The sequence below is a fragment of the Opitutaceae bacterium TAV5 genome, from assembly GCA_000242935.3.
Classification (GTDB): domain Bacteria; phylum Verrucomicrobiota; class Verrucomicrobiia; order Opitutales; family Opitutaceae; genus Geminisphaera.
In genome coordinates this window covers 6,239,539-6,257,308 of record CP007053.1, presented here as the reverse complement: position 1 = coordinate 6,257,308, position 17,770 = coordinate 6,239,539, and the positions used below count along the sequence as shown (strand labels likewise).

15 protein-coding genes are annotated in these 17,770 nt (G+C 67.1%); 2 read left to right on the top strand and 13 right to left on the bottom strand.

Features of this window, described 5'->3' with window-relative positions; translation table 11 throughout:
* The first annotated feature begins 43 nt into the window (after window positions 1-43).
* A complete protein-coding gene (locus OPIT5_26455) occupies window positions 44-1,072 on the top strand; it encodes a cysteine synthase (GenBank protein AHF93231.1) in 1,029 nt (342 codons plus the stop codon).
* Between the two features lie 13 nt (window positions 1,073-1,085).
* Here the strand turns inward: OPIT5_26455 and OPIT5_26450 are convergent, their stop codons facing one another.
* The 5 genes from OPIT5_26450 to OPIT5_26430 all read right to left on the bottom strand — a co-directional run bounded on the left by OPIT5_26450 (window position 1,086) and on the right by OPIT5_26430 (window position 6,975).
* The gene (locus OPIT5_26450) at window positions 1,086-2,246 is read right to left on the bottom strand and encodes an aminotransferase (protein ID AHF93230.1); all 1,161 of its coding nucleotides are present in this window, start codon (window positions 2,244-2,246) and stop codon (window positions 1,086-1,088) included.
* Window positions 2,247-2,322: 76 nt separating this feature from the next.
* Window positions 2,323-2,646 carry a thioredoxin gene (locus OPIT5_26445; GenBank protein ID AHF93229.1) on the bottom strand — a complete coding sequence of 108 codons (324 nt, stop codon included), beginning with the start codon at window positions 2,644-2,646 and terminating at the stop codon, window positions 2,323-2,325.
* 250 nt (window positions 2,647-2,896) lie between these two features.
* Entirely contained in the window at window positions 2,897-3,373 is a 477-nt protein-coding gene (locus OPIT5_26440; GenBank protein ID AHF93228.1) for a flavodoxin, read from the bottom strand.
* A gap of 167 nt (window positions 3,374-3,540) precedes the next feature.
* Window positions 3,541-4,593 carry a ribonucleotide-diphosphate reductase subunit beta gene (locus OPIT5_26435; GenBank protein ID AHF93227.1) on the bottom strand — a complete coding sequence of 351 codons (1,053 nt, stop codon included), beginning with the start codon at window positions 4,591-4,593 and terminating at the stop codon, window positions 3,541-3,543.
* Window positions 4,594-4,665: 72 nt separating this feature from the next.
* A complete protein-coding gene (locus OPIT5_26430) occupies window positions 4,666-6,975 on the bottom strand; it encodes a ribonucleotide-diphosphate reductase subunit alpha (protein ID AHF93226.1) in 2,310 nt (769 codons plus the stop codon).
* Between the two features lie 306 nt (window positions 6,976-7,281).
* Here OPIT5_26430 and OPIT5_26425 point away from each other — a divergent pair, with 306 nt between their 5' ends.
* The gene (locus tag OPIT5_26425) at window positions 7,282-8,835 is read left to right on the top strand and encodes a pyridoxal-5'-phosphate-dependent protein (GenBank protein AHF93225.1); all 1,554 of its coding nucleotides are present in this window, start codon (window positions 7,282-7,284) and stop codon (window positions 8,833-8,835) included.
* A 3-nt stretch (window positions 8,836-8,838) separates the two neighbouring features.
* On the opposite strand, the gene OPIT5_26420 is transcribed toward OPIT5_26425, so the two are convergent.
* The 8 genes from OPIT5_26420 to OPIT5_26385 form a co-directional block, all read right to left on the bottom strand.
* A complete protein-coding gene (locus OPIT5_26420) occupies window positions 8,839-9,819 on the bottom strand; it encodes an acetyl-CoA carboxylase subunit alpha (protein AHF93224.1) in 981 nt (326 codons plus the stop codon).
* A 71-nt stretch (window positions 9,820-9,890) separates the two neighbouring features.
* A complete protein-coding gene (locus tag OPIT5_26415; protein AHF93223.1) occupies window positions 9,891-10,682 on the bottom strand; it encodes a transporter in 792 nt (263 codons plus the stop codon).
* Complete coding sequence (locus tag OPIT5_26410) at window positions 10,679-11,827, bottom strand: hypothetical protein (protein ID AHF93222.1); 1,149 nt, start codon at window positions 11,825-11,827, stop codon at window positions 10,679-10,681. The genes OPIT5_26415 and OPIT5_26410 overlap by 4 nt, the downstream gene beginning before the upstream one ends.
* Window positions 11,824-13,281 (bottom strand): hypothetical protein, encoded by a 1,458-nt coding sequence (locus tag OPIT5_26405; protein AHF93221.1) that lies wholly within the window; start codon window positions 13,279-13,281, stop codon window positions 11,824-11,826. Before OPIT5_26405 ends, OPIT5_26410 begins: the two co-directional genes overlap by 4 nt.
* Before the next feature lie 35 nt (window positions 13,282-13,316).
* On the bottom strand, window positions 13,317-14,282 hold the full coding sequence (locus tag OPIT5_26400) for a magnesium chelatase (GenBank protein AHF93220.1): 966 nt from the start codon (window positions 14,280-14,282) through the stop codon (window positions 13,317-13,319).
* A gap of 33 nt (window positions 14,283-14,315) precedes the next feature.
* Window positions 14,316-15,530, bottom strand: coding sequence for a hypothetical protein (locus OPIT5_26395; GenBank protein AHF93219.1), 1,215 nt, complete (start codon window positions 15,528-15,530; stop codon window positions 14,316-14,318).
* Window positions 15,527-17,428 (bottom strand): hypothetical protein, encoded by a 1,902-nt coding sequence (locus tag OPIT5_26390; GenBank protein ID AHF93218.1) that lies wholly within the window; start codon window positions 17,426-17,428, stop codon window positions 15,527-15,529. Before OPIT5_26390 ends, OPIT5_26395 begins: the two co-directional genes overlap by 4 nt.
* Window positions 17,425-17,574, bottom strand: coding sequence for a hypothetical protein (locus tag OPIT5_26385; protein ID AHF93217.1), 150 nt, complete (start codon window positions 17,572-17,574; stop codon window positions 17,425-17,427). Before OPIT5_26385 ends, OPIT5_26390 begins: the two co-directional genes overlap by 4 nt.
* Window positions 17,575-17,770 lie beyond the last annotated feature (196 nt).

The following is a 17,770-nucleotide window of genomic DNA, read 5'->3' as shown; positions in this document are numbered from 1 at the left end:
ACCGTCCTCTGCCACCTCCGTCGCCGCCTTTCCGGGGCCGAAAATCGCCGAAGGGTTTCCGGGCGCGGTCGGCTGCACGCCGCTCATCCGGCTGCGCCATCTTTCCGAGACCACCGGCTGCGAGATTCTCGGCAAGGCCGAGTTCCAGAATCCCGGCGGCTCGGTGAAGGACCGCGCCGCGCTCGCCCTGATCGAGGATGCCGAGCGCAGCGGCGCGCTCCGGCCCGGCGGCACCATCGTCGAGGGCACGGCGGGCAACACCGGCATCGGTCTCGCGCTCGTCGGACTCTCGCGGGGTTATCGCAGCATTTTTATCGTGCCCGACAATTTCAGCCACGAGAAGACCGACCTCCTCAAGACGCTCGGCGCCGAGGTCCGTCGCGTGCCGCCCAAACCTTACAAGGACCCCGACAATTACCAGCACATCGCGCGCCGCACCGCCGGGGCGATCGACGGCGGCTGGTGGGCCAACCAGTTCGACAACACCGCCAACCTCGACGGCCATTACCGCACCACCGGCCCCGAAATATGGGAACAGACGGATGGACGCGTGACGGCCTTCGTGGCCTCCATCGGCTCGGGCGGCACGCTGGCCGGCGTCAGCCGGTTTCTCAAGGAACGGTCATCGTCCGTCCGCGCCGTCTGCGCCGACCCGTACGGCGCGGCGATGTGGTCGTGGTTCACAAACGGCAACACCGACACCGACGACGGCGATTCCGTGGCCGAAGGCATCGGGCAGGGCCGCGTGACGAAAAATGTGGCGGCTTCTCTCGTCGATGATGCGTACCGCATCGGCGATCCGGTGGCGGTGGAAGTCCTCTATCATCTCCTGCGCCGCGAGGGTCTGTATCTCGGTCTTTCGTCGGCGATCAACGTGGCCGGCGCGCTGCGGCTGGCGCGCGAGCGCGGCCCCGGTCAGGTCATCGTCACCGTGCTGTGCGACGGCGGCGCGCGCTACGCGTCGAAACTCTACAACCCTGCCTGGCTGGCGGAGCAGAAACTCACGCCGGTTTCGGAAGGGCTGGAGTTTCTCGACCGTCTGGCCGAGGTGCCGCCGACCGAAGCCGGCTGATCTGCATGGAGACTCAGCGCGCCAGCCGGAGCAGGCGTTCGCCGGCGGCGTGGAGTGTTTCCGGGCCTTTGGCGAAATTGAGGCGGACGTAACGGTTTTCCGGGTACGGAAAAAAACTCGATCCGGGGACGGGGGCCACGCCGATCTCGCGGGTCATCCAGTGGGAAAACTCCACGTCGCTCGCGTAACCGAAGGCGGAGATGTCGAGCATCACGAAATAGGCGCCTTCCGGCCTGGTGTAAGGGAGGCCGGTCCGGTCGAGATAACCGAGGAGGATGTCGCGCTGCGCCTGGTAGTCGGCGGCGAGCCCGGCGTAGTATTCCGGCGGAAAACCGAGCGCGGTGACGACGGCGTGTTGCAGCGGGGCGGCGGCGCCGACGGTGAGAAAATCGTGAACCTTGCGGGCCTGCGCGATGATGGCGGGCGTCGCGTGGACGTAGCCGAGGCGCCAGCCGGTGATGGAAAACGTCTTCGACAGCGAGGAGCAGGAGAGTGTGCGTTCCGCCATGCCGGGCAGGGTGGCAAAATAGACGTGTTGCCGTCCGTCGAAGACGAGGTGTTCGTAGACTTCATCGGTGATGACGAAGGTGTCGAACTCCGCGGCGAGCGCGGCGATCTGCAAAAGTTCGTCGCGGGTGAAGACGCGGCCGCAGGGGTTGGAGGGGTTGCAGAGGATGAAGGCTTTCAGGCCGCCGCCCGCGACGAAAGCGGCACGCAGTTCCGCGGGATCGAACCGGTAATGCGGCGGATGCAGCGGCACGTGGACGGGCGTGGCGCCGGTGAGGATGCAGTCGGCGTTGTAGTTTTCGTAGAAGGGCGAAAACATGCCGACGCGGTCGCCGGGGTCGCAGACGGTCATCATGGCGACCATCATGGCCTCGGTCGCGCCGCAGGTGACGACGAGGTCGCGCTCGGGGTCGACGGGCGGCAGGCCGGTGAAGCGGGTGATTTTGTCGGCGAGGGCGGTGCGCAGTTCGGGCGAGCCCCAGGTGATGGCGTACTGGTGGCGGCCGGCGTCCATGGCGTCCTTGGCGGCGCGGATGAGTGCGGCGGGCGGATCGCCGTCGGGAAAACCTTGCGAGAGGTTGATCGCCCCGTGCTGCCGGGCGACGCGAGTCATCTCGCGGATCAGGGACTCGGTGAAAACCGAAGTGCGGCGTGAAGTGGACGGCATGCGCGGGAAAGGACCGGGAACTGGCTGGATGCCCGGTGCCGGGCGCAGATGCAAGCGCGGGATTGGCCGGGCGGCTTCAGGCCAGAAGGGCGGTGATTTTTTCGGGGGCGATGAAACCGCCGAGGCGGGCGGTTTCCCGGCCGTCGCGGAACAGGACGAGAGTCGGGGCCTGGCGGACGGCGTGGGCGTGAAAAATTTCCTCGCCGAGGTCCTCGAGCTTGAGCTTCGCAAGGGTGAGCGTGGCGAAGGGAGCGGGCGAAGTTTGCGCGGCTTTCTGAAAGGAGAGTTCGAGCATCTTGCAGTTCATGCAGTTGTCCTTCCAGAAATCGGCGAGGAAGAGCGGCGTGGTTTTTTTGAAGGTTTCGAATTCGGCGGGAGTGGTGATGGTGACGGTGGTCATGAGAAAACGCTAAAATGCTGAAAGCTGAAAAACTGAAATCAAAATCTGGCTGGCGGAGGAGAAAGGGAAATCGGGAACTCTATGGGAGGTTCTGAAAATTGAACAGAGGGCAACGAAGAGAACGAAGAACAACCAAGGATGTCTATGATTCACTCGCGCTTAACTCTGTTTAAATAAATAAATTATCATCCGGAGTCTTCTCTGTTTTACCTTCGTTACCTTTGTTATCTTCTGTTCAAAAATGAATTTTTTAAACCTCCCTTATTTCAGTTTTTCGCGTTTCAGCTTTCCGGATGACAGCGCGGACCCAGTCGGCGATTTCCCGGAGGGTTTTTTCGTTGGTCGGCATCTGTTCGATTTTCAGGAGCGGGTAGCCGGTTTTGAAATACGCGGCGAGGCGGTCGAGGGCGCCGCAGAAATACGGCAGCCCCCACTGCGTCTCGCCGGTGCCGAAGAGGGCGACGTCGGTCGGCCGGAGCGCGGGCGGGAGAGAGGCGAGACGCGCGACGAAGGCTTTCATGCCCGCGGGCGTGCGGCCGAGTCCGCCGGTCCACGTGCCGAGGACGTGCAGGTCCCAGGCGCGGGAGAGCGCTTCGGCGTGGTCGGCGGTGGCGGAGACGCAGATTTCCGTGACGTCGTGACCGGCGGAAGCAAGGGCTTCGCGGATCAGGCGGGAAGCTTCACGGGTGTTGCCGCTGAGGGAGTCGTAGGCGAGGAGGATGTTCATGCCGCTTTCGGGTTTTTGACTACGGATTTGGCGGATAAGGATCGGGGCCAGGTGGCACGGCCATCCTGGCCGTGGACGGCGCGTGGCGCCGCCGGTGTGCATGGTCCGGAACACGGGCTGGAAGCCCGTGCCACGCCGGAATCATGGGCAGGATGCCCCATGCCACGTCAGAGGTCGTCGAAGCCGTTGTCGACGTTGGTCTTTTTGTAGCTGCTGTTCCGCATTTCGAAAAAATCGGTCTTTGTCTGCGTGAAGTTGTCCGCGTAGGCGCGAATCCAGGGCAGGGTGTTCTCGCCGTAGCCGGGATACATCTCGGGGATGCCGAGCATGCCGAGCATCTTGTTGGCGCGGTATTTCACGTAGCCGACCATCCCGGTGACGTCGATGCCGTCGATCCCGGTGAGGACTTCCTGCGACCATTCGCTCTCCAGCTCGACGGCGTGGCGGAAGGCGTTGTGCGTGTAGCGCAGGAGGTCGTCGGTCTGCAGTTCGGGATTCTCGCCGAGGATGGCGCGGATGACTTCGCTGATGAATTTCGAATGCGCGAGTTCGTCGCGATTGATGAAGCTGATGATTTTCCCGGTGCCGGTCATCTTGTTTTGGCGGACCAGATTGTAGAAGTAGGCGAAGCCGCTGTAAAAATTGATGCCTTCGAGGATGCTGGACTGGATGAGCGCGCGGACGAGGTGGGGCGCGGTCTTGTCGGCCATGAACGTGTCGTAGGCGTCCATGATGGGCTGGTTGCGCTTGACGATGGTGGGATGGGTGCGGGCGAGTTCGAAGACGCGGTTTTGCTCCTGGAGGTTGGTGATGGAGGCGAGGACGTAGGAGTAGCTTTCGTTGTGGATGACTTCCTGCTGGCCGATGATGGCGGTGTTGGCGTGGACAGCCGGGTCGGTGACGTATTCGGCGACGTTGTAGATGAAGCGTGTCTGCGGGGAATCGAGCGTGGCGAGCAGGCCGATGATGGCGTCGTAGGCGTATTTCTCGCGTTCGGAGAGGAGCGGGTACTGTTTGGCGTCGCCCTTCATGTCGACCTCGTCGGGAATCCAGAAGTTGGTGGAGAGCTCCTTGTAGGCGCGGTAAAAGGACGGGTAGGGGATGTCGTTCCAGTTGAGGATGCCGCTGGTGTTGCCGTTGATGATGGCGGTGGAGCGGTTGGGGCTCAGCGGATCGAGGATCTTGATGCGGCGGAGAGGCGCGGTGGCGAGATCGGACATGACGTGTGGAATTAAGAATGATAATTAAAAATCAAGAATTGTTGGACGGACGCTTTCAGTCCTTCGGCAGCTTTAACTGGAGCACCATTCGCACTCGTTGACGTCGATGTCGTTGGAGCGGACGTAGTAGGTGGTTTTCAGGCCTTCCTTCCAGGCGGTGAGGTGGAGTTCGAGGAGCTTGCTGGCACGGATGGCGCTGGGGACGTAGAGGTTGAAGCTCTGCGACTGGTCCACGTGGCGCTGGCGGCGGGCGTTCTGGCGGATGCTGGCGAGCTGATCGAGTTTCCAGGCGCCTTTTTCGTAGTACGGCCAGGTTTCGAGCGAGAGGTCGGGCGCGATGACGGGACGGCGGTAGTCCTTTTTCTCCTCGTAGTAGAAGACGCTGAACACCGGATCGATGGAGGCGGTGGAGCCGGCGATCTGCGCGGTGCTCATGTTGGGCGCGACGGCCATGAGGTACGCGTTGCGGATGCCGGAGGTGGCGACGGCGGCGGCGAGGCGCTGCCAGCGGTCGGCAGTGTAGGCGCGGCGGTGGAAATACTCGCCGGTCTGCCAGTCGCTGCCGCGGAAAACGGGATACGCGCCCTTTTCCTTCGCGAGAGCGTGGCTGGCCTGGATGGCGAGGTAGTTGATTTCCTCGTACAGGGTGTCGGCGAAGGTCTCGGCCTCGGGCGTGTCCCAGGCGATGCCCTTGAGCGCGAGGAGGTGGTGCCAGCCGAAGGTGCCGAGGCCGATGGAGCGGTACTTGCGGTTGGTGATGGTGGCCTGCGGGACGGGGAGCTGGTTGAGGTCGATGACGTTGTCGAGCATGCGCACCTGGATGTCGATGAGGCGGGCGAGGGTGCTTTTCTCGGCGATCAGTTCGGTGCTTCTGGTCTGCTCGTCGGCCATGACGGCGCGGGCGAGGTTGATGGAGGAGAGGTTGCAGACGACGAAGTCGCCGGCCTTTTTGGTGATCACGATCTGGTCTCCGCTGATCATCTCCTGGATCATGCGGGTGGGGCTCATGTTTTGCAGGATCTCGGTGCAGAGGTTGCTGGAGTACACCATGCCCTGGTGCTTGTTGGGGTTCATGCGGTTGACCTCGTCGCGGTAGAACATGAACGGAGTGCCGGTCTCGAGCTGGCTGACCATGATGCGCTTGGCGATGTCGATGGCCTTGACGATCTTCTTGCTCACGGTCTCGTCGGAAACGAGTTCCCGGTACTTTTCGCGGAAGGTGCCGGAGCCGCGCTGTTCGTCGTAGTAGTCCTGCAGATACCAGCCCTTCTTTTCGTAAACCTCGTGCGGGTCGAAGAGGTACCAGTCGCCGCGGCGCTCGACGGCTTCCATAAAGATGTCGGGGATGCAGACGGAGGTGAAGATGTCGTGGGCGCGGAGACGCTGGTCGCCGTTGTTGAGGCGGAGGTCGAGGAAACCTTCGATGTCCTTGTGGAAGACGTCGAGGTAGACGGCGATGGCGCCCTTGCGCTGGCCGAGCTGGTCGACGCTGACGGCGGTGTTGTTGAGCTGCTTGATCCAGGGGATGACGCCGCCGCTGGCGCGGGAGACGCCGCGGATGGTGGAACCGCTGGAGCGGACGTAGCCGAGGTAGGCGCCGACGCCGCCGCCGTGTTTGCTGACGCGGGCGGCGTCGGTGTTGCTGTCGTAGATGCCTTGCAGGCTGTCGTCGACGGTGTCGATGAAGCAACTGGAGAGCTGGCCGCCGCGTTTGCCGGCGTTGGCGAGCGTGGGCGTGGCCACCGTCATGTAGAGGTTGGAGAGCGCCCAGTAGGCTTCGCGGACGAGCGTCATGCGCGTGGCGCGGGGCTCGTCCTGCATGAGGAAGAGGGCGATGGTGAGCCAGCGTTCCTGGGGGAGTTCGTAGACGGCGCCGGTCTCGCCGGTGGCGAGGTAGCGGGAGGCGAGCAGGTAGAGGCCGGTGTAGGTGAAGAGCTTGTCCTTTTCGGGGTCGACGAGTTTGCCGGCGGCGACGAGTTCATCCTTCGAGTAGCTGTGGAGGATGTCGCCGGAGTAGACGCCGCGGTCGGCGAGGCTTTCCTGGAGGCCGACGTAGGAGCCGTAACGGTCGTCGGCATCGTAAAACCGGTTCTTGCTGGCTTTCTTGTAGAGCTTGTTGAGGTAGAGGCGGGCGGCGAACATCTCCCATTGCGGGAGGTGCACGTCGGTGCGGGCCTCGGCCTCGCGGATCATGGCATCGACCAGGTCGTCGGCGGCGAAGGTTTCCCGGCTTTCGATAAAGGTGAAGAGTTTTGTCCGGTAATCCTCGAGGTCGAGCTGCGGAAACCCGGCGTGGATCTGGCCGAGGTAGCGGGTGATGCGCTCGCGGTCGAAGGGGAGCTGGCGTTTTCCGGCGTCCTTGATGATGTAAGTCATTGGCAAATTATGGAATGGGTTTGCGAGTGTGGCGTGTGGTTAAAAAGAGGGACCGGAAATCCCGGCGAGGGAGGGTTCAGGGTGGGTCTTTTGGGGCAGAAGAAAAGGGAGGATTGGCCGGGATTGCGGAAGGTCCGATTATGGCAGTGGTTTGCCGTGTTTTTTGGTTCGGGGCCGGGGATTGCCGATGGGCGGACGGGGTGGTTGCGGGAAAAGGCAAGGTTCTTCCCGGCCTGTTTTCCGGCACTTTTTCCGGAGGCGGCGCAGGGCGGGATTGCTCCGGGCGGGCGCGGGTGCCTGGATGCCCGCTTCATGCGAAGCGACAACCTGCCTCTCGACCGGCAACTGCGCCAGGAAATCCTTTTTGCCCGCGAACGGGTTTACCGTTTCGGGCAACCGACGCCGCTGGAGCGACTGGTGCTGCCGGGCTCCGCGCCGGGGCCGGAGATCTGGGTGAAGCGCGAGGATCTGTCCCCGGTCAAGGCCTACAAGTGGCGCGGCGCCTGCAACCGCATGGCCGTGCTCACGCCGGAAGAGGCGGCGCGCGGGGTGGTCACGGCCTCGGCCGGCAACCACGCGCAGGGCATCGCGCTGGCGGCGCGCACGCTCGGCATCCGCGCCCGCATCTACATGCCGCGCTCGACGCCGCGCGTGAAGCAGGATGCCGTCATCCACCACGGCGGCGATTGCGTGCAGATCATCCTTTCGGGCGACAGCTATGACGAGGCCGTGACGGCCGCGCGCGAGGACGAGCAGGCCAGCGGCGCGGTTTACGTGCACGCTTATGACGACCTGCGCGTGATGGCGGGGCAGGGGACGCTGGCCGACGAGGTGGTGCTTTCCGGACACGGGCCGTTCGATGCGGTGTTTTTGCAGATCGGCGGCGGCGGGCTGGCGGCGGCGGCGGCCTGCTGGCTGAAAACGTTCTGGCCGGGCATCGAGACCGTCGGCGTGGAGGGCGCGGGGCAGGCGTCGATGAAGGCGGCGCTGGCGGCGGGGAAGCCGGTGGCGATCGACGAAGTGGATATTTTCTGCGACGGCACCGCGGTGCGCAAGGCGGGCGAACTGCCGTTCCTGATCTGCAAGGAGGCGCTCGACCGCGTGGAAACGGTGACCAACGCCGAGGTGAGCGCGGCGATCCGCATCCTCTGGGAAACGCTCCGCTGCGTGTCGGAGCCGTCGGGCGCGATGGGGCTGGCGGCGGTCCTGAAAAACCGCGCCGCCCTCGCTGGCAAGCGCGTCCTGATCGTCGTTTCCGGGGCCAACATCGATTTTCTCCAGCTCGGCCTCATCGCGCAGTCGGAGGGCGCGGCGCGCAACACGACGCGGACCTTCCGCGTGCGCATCCCGGAGCGGCCCGGCTCGATGCTGGCGCTGCTCGACACGTGTTTCGCCGGCGTCAACGTGGCCGATTTCCAGTATGGCAAGCAGCGCGACGACGAGGCGTGGCCGGTGTTCACGGCGAGCGCGGACGACGCGGCGGTGCTGGATGCGCTGCCGGGAAGGCTGGATGCGGGCGGTTACGAGTGGGAAGACCTGACGGGAGCGGTGGACGTGGCCTTCCGCGCGATCCCGCTGCGCGGCGACCTGCTGACGTGCCCGGCGTTTCTGCGACTCGACTTTTACGAACGGCCGGGCGCGCTGCACGCGTTTCTCGCGCGGCTGATCCGCGACGAGGCGAGCATCTGTTATTTCAACTACCGGCAGTCGGGCGAACGGATCGGGCGCGCGCTCATCGGTCTCGATTTCCCGGATACGGCGCGGCGCGATGCCTTCCTCGCGGCGATCCCGCCCGAGCACGGCGAAGGCTACCGCTCGTGCAAGCCGGTGGATGCGGCCGCGAGCCGGCGGCTGGCGGACGGATGATCCTCAGCTGCGGACGGCGCCGGCTTCCTCGAAGGTGCCGAGGTGGCGATAGCGTTCGTAACGCCGGTCGAGGAGGTCTTCCTGCGAGAGCTGGCGGAGTTCGCGAAGGTGTTTGTGCAGGGCGGTGCCGAGCGCGGCGGCCGCCTTTTCGGGATTGTGATGCGCGCCGCCGTAGGGTTCGGGAATCACTTCATCGACGACTCCCAGCTTCGAAAGCTGGTCGGCGTTGATTTTCAGCGCCTCGGCGGCCCGGGGGGCGGCGGCCGGGTCTTTCCAGAGGATGGCGGCGCAACCTTCGGGCGAGATGACCGAGTAATAGCTGTTTTCGAAAATGAGCACACGGTCGGTGACGCCGATCCCGAGCGCGCCGCCGGAACCGCCTTCGCCGACCACCACCGAGATCGAGGGGGTGCGAAGCATGGCCATCTCGCGGAGGTTGGTGGCGATGGCTTCGGAAACATGCCGCTCTTCGGAACCGATGCCGGGATATGCGCCCGGGGTATCGATGAAAGTGATAACGGGAAGACCGAATTTCTCGGCGAGCCGCATGAGGCGGAGCGCCTTGCGGTAGCCTTCGGGCTGGGGCATGCCGAAATTGCGGGCAATCTTGTCCCTGGTATCGCGACCTTTTTGCTGGGCGACGATCATGACGGACTCGCCCCGGAAGAAGGCGGTGCCGCCGACGAGCGCCCGGTCGTCGTTGTACTGGCGGTCGCCGTGAAGCTCGATGAAATCCTCGCAGAGAGCGGCGACGTAATCGAGGGCGTACGGTCGCCGGGGATGGCGGGCGATCTGGACGCGCTGCCACGGGGAAAGGGAGGTGTAGATCTCACGCTGGGTCGCGGTGATTTTTTTCTCGATGCCGGCGATTTCGGCGGAGAGATCGAGGTTGTTTTCGAGCGACTGTTGCCGGAGTTGCTCCAGTTGCGCGCTGAGATCGCGCAACGGTTTTTCAAACTCCAGTGTGTAGGCCGGTGATTCCATCCGGGAAAGCCAGGCGGGTGAAAGCGTGCCTGTCAATGAGGCGCGCGGATGGGGCCGGAGAGGGGGGGCGGTCATTTGCCGAACAGGACGGCGACGACGTTGCGCACGAGCTGTTCGTCGGGGACGCCTTCGGTGAGGGCGGGCGGGAGGCGGCCGAGGGTGCGGAAATAGTCCGCCAGCCGGGCGAACAGCGCGAGGCGCGCGGCGGGCTCCAGCAAGTCGCGCCGGGCGAGGGCATCGCGGGCGAGGCGGGCTTCGCCGGGCGTCACGGCCTGGCGCAGCCGCGCCACGGGCACGGCGTGGCCGCGCAAGCTGTTGAAACGTCCGCGTGCGGTCGCGTTGCCATCGCCCGCGCCACCGGTCGCCATATCGACCGGAAGCGGCGCCTGCTCGACGGCTTCGTAAACGACGAGCGTCCCCGCCGCGAGGTCGCCGAGGCGCTGGCCGCTGCGGTTGCGAAACATCGCCGCGCCACCGACGCCGTAGCCGAAGGGCAGGGCGTCGACCATGCGCAGCAGGTTGCGCAACACCACTTGCGGAAACGTGAGCCGCAATCCGCCTGCATCGACCACGCGCAGGCGCAGCAGCCGCTTGCCCGGCGTCTGCCCGCGCATCCGCCATTCCCAGGCGATGTCGTAACCGGACGAGAGGACAAAATACCCGACCGCCATGACGCCTGCCATCACATCGAGGCTGACAAGGGCGAACAGCCGGAGGAGGGAGGACAACAGGCTCCATGCCGCCAGCACCACCATGAAGTCGATGGCCAGAGCCAGCAGCCGGCGCATCGGGCCGGCGATGCGGAATGAAAACTCCACGCCTTCCGGCGTGCGCACGCGCCAGGTGCGTCCGCCGCCGCTCATGCGCGCCTCCTTCCCGGCGCGCCGGCCGCTCCGGCGTCGCCCGTCTTGCCGGCATGGCGGGAGCCGCCGCGTTTGCCGGTCCCGCACAAACCCAGCCACCACGCCACGCCTGCCAGTTGCACGAGGCCGAAACCGATTTTCGCCACGTACGGCAGCACGGGCTCGTGGTACTGCGAGAAAAACGCCTCCACCACGCCCGCCCAGACCAGCATCACCCCCGCGCCAAGGCACAGCGTGACGAGATCGGGCGTGACCGCGCGCAAGCGCATCCGCAGCCCCGGACGCCGCAGGCCGCCGCGTCGTCCCGCGCCGCCCTCGCTGCCGAGCAACGCCCCCGCCAGCACCAGCCCCGCCTGGCCGCCGATGAGCACGGCGGGGATTTCCACCGAACCGTGCGGCAGCAGCCACCCCGCCAGAAAAACCGTTTGCCCGCCGAGCACGTAGTCCACGATCACCGCGCCGAGGATCACGCCGTTGTAGAACAGCAGCACGACGGTGCCCACGCCCCACGTGATGCCGAGCGCCATCAGGAAGATCGTGACCTTCGTGTTGTGCGTCATCAGTTCGCCGGCGAAAGTCGCCTTCCGGCCGGCCAGCCGGTCGCGTCCCGGGTTGCCGGCGCGGCGTTCCTCTTTCGCCACGCGTTCGGAGGGGCTGTCGAGCAGATGCGAAAACGGCATGATAACCGCCTTGGCCTCGGGATCGAGAGCCATCGCCGCGCCGCCGAAAATCATCCCCGCGATCATCAGCGTGACGGCGAGGGCGAACGCGCGCGAGCGGCGGCGAAACGCGTCCGGGAATGTCTGCCCCAGCCACCCGGCGAACCGCCGGAAACGTCCGCGCCAGCGCTCGCGCCAACAGCCGTCGTCGTCGCCGCCATTGCCGCGTGCGGTGCGCCCGCCGTGAATCTCGGCGTGTCCGCGCGCGACGAGGTTTTCGAGATAGCGCCGCGTTTCCGGCCCGGCGGAAAACGTGGCGAGTCGCGCGAGGTCGGCGGCGGCGCGCTGGTAAAGCCGTTCGAGGTCGCGCGCCTCGTCGAGCGCGAGCCGCCGCCAGGGATCGCGGGCGAGCGCGTCGAGGATATCCTCGAGCTGTTCCCAGCGCGGGCGTTCGCCTTCGATGAACCGGTCGAGATCGACGATCACAGCGCCTGCCTCCGTTTCACCTGCATGTACTGCGTGACCATTTGCGCGGCCAGTTCGGCTTCCTCCAGCAGCGACGCGCGGATGCCCGAGGGGCGCAGCAACCGGGCCAGCGCGCCCGCCTCGGCCCAGCGGAAATGCCCCGCGAGCCGCGCGTAAACGTCGTCGTCCGTCGCCACCGGTTCTCCGCTGAAAAGCCGCGCCACGCCGGGCGCGCGCACCTGGTTGACCATGAGAAGGTGCTGGCGCGCGAGCGGCGGCGCATGTTTCACAAAATCCTCCGCCAGCACCGGGTCGCCGAGATCGGTCAGGAACACGAGCAGCGCGCGCGTGCGCAGACGGGTGCGCAGGTAGCGCGTCACCTCGGCGATGTCGGGCGCGCCCTCGCCGGGCTGCAGCGCGCACATTGCCTCGCGGCACGCCGCGAAATGCCCCGCGCCGCCGCCCGCGCGGATGAACACGCGCACGCGATCATCGTAAGCGATGAGTCCGAAGCGGTCGCCCTGGCTGCGCGCCGCCAGCATGAGCACGAGCGCCGAGGTGAGGTAACGCTCCAGCACCGTCACGCGCCGGCGGTCGCGTTCGTCCGGGGTGACGAGTTCGTCGGCGTTGGCGTGCGCTACTTCGCGCCCGCTGAGGCGCGACAGGTCGATGACGGCGTAAACCTCCTGGGTGCGCTCGGCCTGGAATTGCCTGGTGATGAGACGGCCGCGTCTGGCCGTGGCCTTCCAGTGGATTTCGTCGAGGCCGTCGCCGGGCAGGTAATCGCGGAGTTTTTCGAATTCGCGTCCGCGCCCCACCGTGCGCCGCGCCTTCAGCCCGGCGCCGGCCTTGTCGAGAAAGAGAGCGGCCAGCGCGCGCCGTTCGGCAAACAGGTTCGGGTAAACGCGCAACTCGCACGGCACGGTTTGCCGCGAGCGCAGTTCCCAGAGGCCGAGCGCCGACAGGGTCGCGCAACACGCGAGCACGCCGTCCGTGTAGTGGCCGCGTCGTGACGGGCGGCACGCCCAGTCGAGCCGGAGGGGGCGCCCGCCGGCGGGCAGCGCGAGTTGCGCCGGCCCGGTCTGTTGGTCGGTGAACGCATCCGACGGCAGCCCGGGCGCGAAACGCAGCCGGCGGGCGGCGGCGGGGCGTGCGCCGGGGGTGTCGCGGGCGGTGATGACAAACGGGATGATGCCGTCGGCCTCGCGCGAGAGGCGCACCACGGCGGGCGCCTGCACGAGCGGCAGGAACGTGCGCGCCGCGCCGAGGCCGTTGACGAGATCGGCCAGCGCTGCGATGACCAGGCCGCCGAGCGCGAGCATCCAGATCATGCCGGCTTCCGGTATGAATGCGCCCGCGAGAGCCGGAGCCGCCACACCCGCCACGCACGCGAGAAGGCGTGCGGTGGGCACGAACGTCACGCTGCTGGCGGGCGCTGCGGCGGGCGGAGGCGGGTGGCGGGCGTCGGCTGGCATGGTTTTCGGATTACGGGCCGGGAATCGGGAAACCCTTACCGGGGCACGGCGACCTGTTCGAGGATGCGGGCGAGGACTTCGTCGATGGTCATGCCTTCGATTTCGAACTCCGGACGCAACACGAGGCGGTGGCCGAGGACGGCGGGGGCGAGGCCGCGGGCGTCGTCAGGCGTGACAAAATCGCGGCCGTCGAGCGCGGCGCGCGCGCGGCTGGCAAGGAGCAGCGCCTGCGTGGCGCGCGGCCCTGCGCCGACCAGCACGCACTCGTGGCTGCGCGTGGCGCGCACGAGATCGACGATGTAGGCCACCAGCTCCTCGCGCAGCGTCACGGCTTCGAGCGCGGCGCGCAGTTCCGCGAGTTCGCCGGGCGCGAGCACCGGGCTCACCGCGCCGCCGGCGAGCATCGTTTCGGGGGAGGTGCGGTCTATGACGAGCCGGCGGGCCAGCGTCAGCTCGTCGGCGCGCGTTGGCGGCTCCATGAGGATTTTCAGCATGAAGCGATCCTTCTGCGCCTCGGGCAGCGGATAGGTGCCTTCGGAGTCGGCCGGATTTTGCGTGGCGAAGACGGTAAAACTGTCGTCGAGCGCGTGCGTGTCGCTGTCGATGGTGACGGCGCGCTCCTGCATGGCCTGGAGCAGCGCAGCCTGCGTCTTGGCCGGGGCGCGGTTGATCTCGTCGGCGAGCAGGAACGACGTGAACACCGGCCCGTGGACGAGCGTGAAGGCATGGGTCTGGAGGTTGAAGACGTTGGTGCCGGTGATGTCGGCGGGCATCAGGTCGGGCGTGAACTGCACGCGTCCGCACGGCACGCCGAGGACGTGGGCGAGCGTGCGCACGAGGAGCGTCTTGGCGATGCCGGGCACGCCTTCGACGAGCGCGTGCTGGCGGCAGAGGAGCGTGATGAGTGCGAGGTCGATGACGGCGTCCTGGCCGACGATGACCTTGCCGATCTGCGCCCGGGCGGCGGCGATCGTGGTGCGGAATTTTTCGAGCGATGACATGGTGAAAAAAGTGAAGAGGGGAGGGGGGAGGGGTCAGCGAAGCGGCTGCGTCCCGCGTCCGAGCGCCCGGGCGGCGGCGTTATGGGCGGCGGCGGGGCTGGCGGCGTGGGCGGCGATGGCGGGCGCAGCGCGCCCGATGTCTTCGGAGCGGGCGGAGGAACTCCATTCGGCGAGGCAGGTCTCGGCGAGCCGGCGTGGCGGTACGGAGCGGCGCAACAGCGCCTCGATGCCTGCGGTGGGCTTGTAGTCGAGACCGGCGACCGGCTCCTCGGGGGCGGGGGGCACGAACGCGGCGGCGCGGCGCCACACGAAAAGCGCGGCAAACAACAAAAAGGTGACGAACGTTGCGCCGAGTCCGTAGCGCCGCCCGAGCGCGGCAATGCCGGTATCCTCGCGCACGCCGAGGTGCGCTTCGTCAAACACCACGCGCGCGTGCGGCCCCACGAGCCAGGCGAGCAGGGCGGGTTCGCGCGCGAGCTGCATGGCCTCGTTGCTCACGAAAAACGAATCGGCGGCAAACACGATGGAACCCGCGCCCAGCGCGCGCTCGACGAGCACCGGCTGGCCGTCGCGTTCGTAGAGCACGCGCCACGGCGACGATTCCGGCACGGGCAACCGCACCCGGCGGCTTTCCGGCGACAGATCGAAAACCATGCCGCTCATCCACGGTAACGCGAGCGGCAGACCCGGCGGCGTGTGGCGCGCGGCGACGGCCGTCTGCGAGGTGTCGGCGCTCGTGCTGGTTTCTATCCCCCAACGCATGCGCCAGTCGGGCTTCGCCGCGGCATCGTCGTTGTCCGCGGCGGCGGCGGCGTCTTTTCCCTCCTTCAGGTCCTTCGAGCCCTTGTCCGTCCTGTCGCCGCGCTTGATGGCCGGCGGCGCCGGCGGCACGGGCCGGAAAGTCACCACCAGCCGCGAACCGGCGCGCACGGCGGCGTCGAGCGCATCGGTCGATTTGGTATCTATTAAGTGAATACCCATGTTATCCATGCCTGCGAGCACGAGCGTGCGCGGCGGCCCGGCGCGGGTGGCGGCGAGCGGTTTCAGCGAACGTTCCACCGCCAGCCCCGGCAGGCGTTGCAGCGCGTCATGAAGCGCGCGCGTGCCGAGAGGATCGGCACGGAGCGTCGAGTACGGCGGAAACACGTCGCCGCGCGAGAAACGCATCCGCCACAACCGCGAAAACCCGGCAGCCAGCGCGACAAGCACCAGCGCCAGCAACACAAGGGAAACACGCGGCCGGTTCACGCTCCGCCCTCCTTCCTCGCCACGATCCCGGCCGCGCCGCCCGCGTCCGTTGCCGGTTCGGTCATGCCGCGTCCGATGTCGTCCAGCCAGCCGCGCACCTGTTGCTCGTCGGGAGCGGCGCGGCCGTACCAGACGGCCTCGAATTCCCGCCGCCGCGCGCTGAACCACGCGACGAGTGTCGTGTGCTGCGCGGCGCGGCGGCGGAGTTCGGTTTCGTAATCGGCGTTGGTTTTGTGGCGCGCCAGGGCGAGCCAGCCGCCTGTGCCGAGGCGGGCGAGGCTGGCGAGATAAAGCGCGCGCAGCGCGAGTCGCCATTCACCCCGGGTCATCTTCTCCCGGGCGAGCAGTTCCCAACCGTCGGCGGGAAGCTGCGCGGCCTGCACGGAATCGTCGGCCAGGTCGGGCACGCCGGGGAGTGCCGCCGCGGTTCCCGCTGCGCCCGGCGCGGGCTTCGCCTGTCGTCGCGCTTGCCAGAGGCGGATCGCCCCCCACACGACCAGCAGGGCGATGAGCCCGAGCGTCACATAAAGCAGGATACGAACCCAGGACGCATCGAGGCCGGCGGCCCCCGCGGCGGGATCGGGACGGGCATCGCTGTCGCGCAGGCCAAGGAGTTTTTCGATCCAGGCGACAAACCGGCGTACCGCGTCGATGACGCTGCCGACGGTTTCGACAAGCCACTCGATGCCCTGCCGTGTGACCCGGAGGAGCCAGGGCCGGTCGGCATCGTTCACCTCGCCGGCCGCAGGCGCCGGCGGCAGTTGCCAGACAAAATCATCCTGCCGCAATGCCTCGTCGAGCGCCCGGTCGAGCGCGCCGGGATCGACCCGGCTCCCGGTGGAGGGTCCGGATGCGGTTCCGGCGTCGGCCTTGCCACCCGCCTCGACGTCTCCCGTCTGCGCGGCCGCGGCGCTTTGCGTTCCGGAAACGAGCGTTGCCACGAGCGTCAGCGCCACGATGAGGATGCCCGTCGCCGCACCGCGCCCCGGTCGCCGCCGCGCCTTGTCGGCATCGGCGAGCGCGACGAGCAGATCCTCGCCGCTGCGGCGCGAGCGGCCGTAAAAAACCCGCAGGGTATAAAACGCCTTCACCAGCGGATCGACCACCAGCCATGCGAGCGAAACCACGCAGGCCGCCGCCGTCGTGTTGAAGCCCGACCAGCCCGTAATGTCCGTAAAATTCTCCACGCCGAGCAACCGGCCCGCCAGCCAGGGCAGCAGGAAAAACGAGATCGCCACGATCGCCAGCACCCACGTGGCGACGAGCGAGAGCAACACCAGCCCCACATGATTCTGCGCGGGCCAGAGCGCAGCCTGCTCGCGGGCCGCGGAGAGCAGGTTTTTCTCACACTCTTCGCGGTCCCCGTCCTCCGCCCGATGCGCGTCGTCGCCGCCGCTCGCACCCAGCACGCCGAGATTCTGGTAAAACGCCCACACCCAACAAAAGGGCAGCATGAGCAACGCCGCCACCGGCAGCGCCACGACCGCCAGCCCGTGGCAACGAAGCTGGGTGACGGTGATCCGTCGCGCCTCCGCCATCGTGATCCGGCGCGGCTGGCGTCCCGTGCGCAGCGCCATCAACTGTTCGCAGAAAATCGCCTGCGCCAGCTTCAGCCCCGCGAACAATGCGACGAGGCCCAGCGCGTACCACGCCACCCGCTCCGGCGAGGGCGCGCGCCAGCTCGCGTGCGCCCAGAAGAACAGAAACCCGAGTACCCACGCGCCTGCCCCGGTGAAGTAAAGCGCCCATGCGCCCGCCGGCGCTTCCCGCAGCAGGTGTGCGGCCTCCTCCAGCAAGTCGATGGCGCCCGGCTCGCCCGCCCGTCGCCGCTGCACGCGGCGGACCCGGCGCGACCGTTTTTGCGCAGCAGGGGCGGCCTCCGCACCGGTCGCGTTCATGGCTCCACGCCCTCCTCGCCACGTTTTTCCCAGTCGCTGCGTTGCCACAGCGTGCCTTCGTGCATCCGGGCCGGCAGTTTGCCGAGCCCGCGGCCGAGCAGCCAGAAACCGGTCCAGAGGAGCAACGCCGAAATCGCCAGCAGCATGCCTCGCCGCACCGCGGCGAAGCCGTGCCGCCTCCCTCGCACCGCCGTCCGCCGGTTGACGACGCGGACCAGGCACGACGCGCAGTACACGCGGCGATCGTGTTCGGCGATGCATTCGCGGCAAAAAAAGCCGCCGCAGGCCACGCATCGCGCCACGGCCTCGCGCTCCGCATGGCGCGCGCATCGCCGGACATGC

Bases quoted from the DNA above. Each gene is read 5' to 3' on its own strand.
- OPIT5_26450 (AHF93230.1), bottom strand. From the start codon at position 2,246: ATGCCGTCCACTTCACGCCGCACTTCGGTTTTCACCGAGTCCCTGATC.
- OPIT5_26445 (AHF93229.1), bottom strand. From the start codon at position 2,646: ATGACCACCGTCACCATCACCACTCCCGCCGAATTCGAAACCTTCAAA.
- OPIT5_26440 (AHF93228.1), bottom strand. From the start codon at position 3,373: ATGAACATCCTCCTCGCCTACGACTCCCTCAGCGGCAACACCCGTGAA.
- OPIT5_26435 (AHF93227.1), bottom strand. From the start codon at position 4,593: ATGTCCGATCTCGCCACCGCGCCTCTCCGCCGCATCAAGATCCTCGAT.
- OPIT5_26425 (AHF93225.1), top strand. From the start codon at position 7,282: ATGCGAAGCGACAACCTGCCTCTCGACCGGCAACTGCGCCAGGAAATC.
- OPIT5_26420 (AHF93224.1), bottom strand. From the start codon at position 9,819: ATGGAATCACCGGCCTACACACTGGAGTTTGAAAAACCGTTGCGCGAT.
- OPIT5_26415 (AHF93223.1), bottom strand. From the start codon at position 10,682: ATGAGCGGCGGCGGACGCACCTGGCGCGTGCGCACGCCGGAAGGCGTG.
- OPIT5_26405 (AHF93221.1), bottom strand. From the start codon at position 13,281: ATGCCAGCCGACGCCCGCCACCCGCCTCCGCCCGCCGCAGCGCCCGCC.
- OPIT5_26400 (AHF93220.1), bottom strand. From the start codon at position 14,282: ATGTCATCGCTCGAAAAATTCCGCACCACGATCGCCGCCGCCCGGGCG.
- OPIT5_26390 (AHF93218.1), bottom strand. From the start codon at position 17,428: ATGAACGCGACCGGTGCGGAGGCCGCCCCTGCTGCGCAAAAACGGTCG.
- OPIT5_26385 (AHF93217.1), bottom strand. From the start codon at position 17,574: ATGCTGCTGGCGATTTCGGCGTTGCTCCTCTGGACCGGTTTCTGGCTG.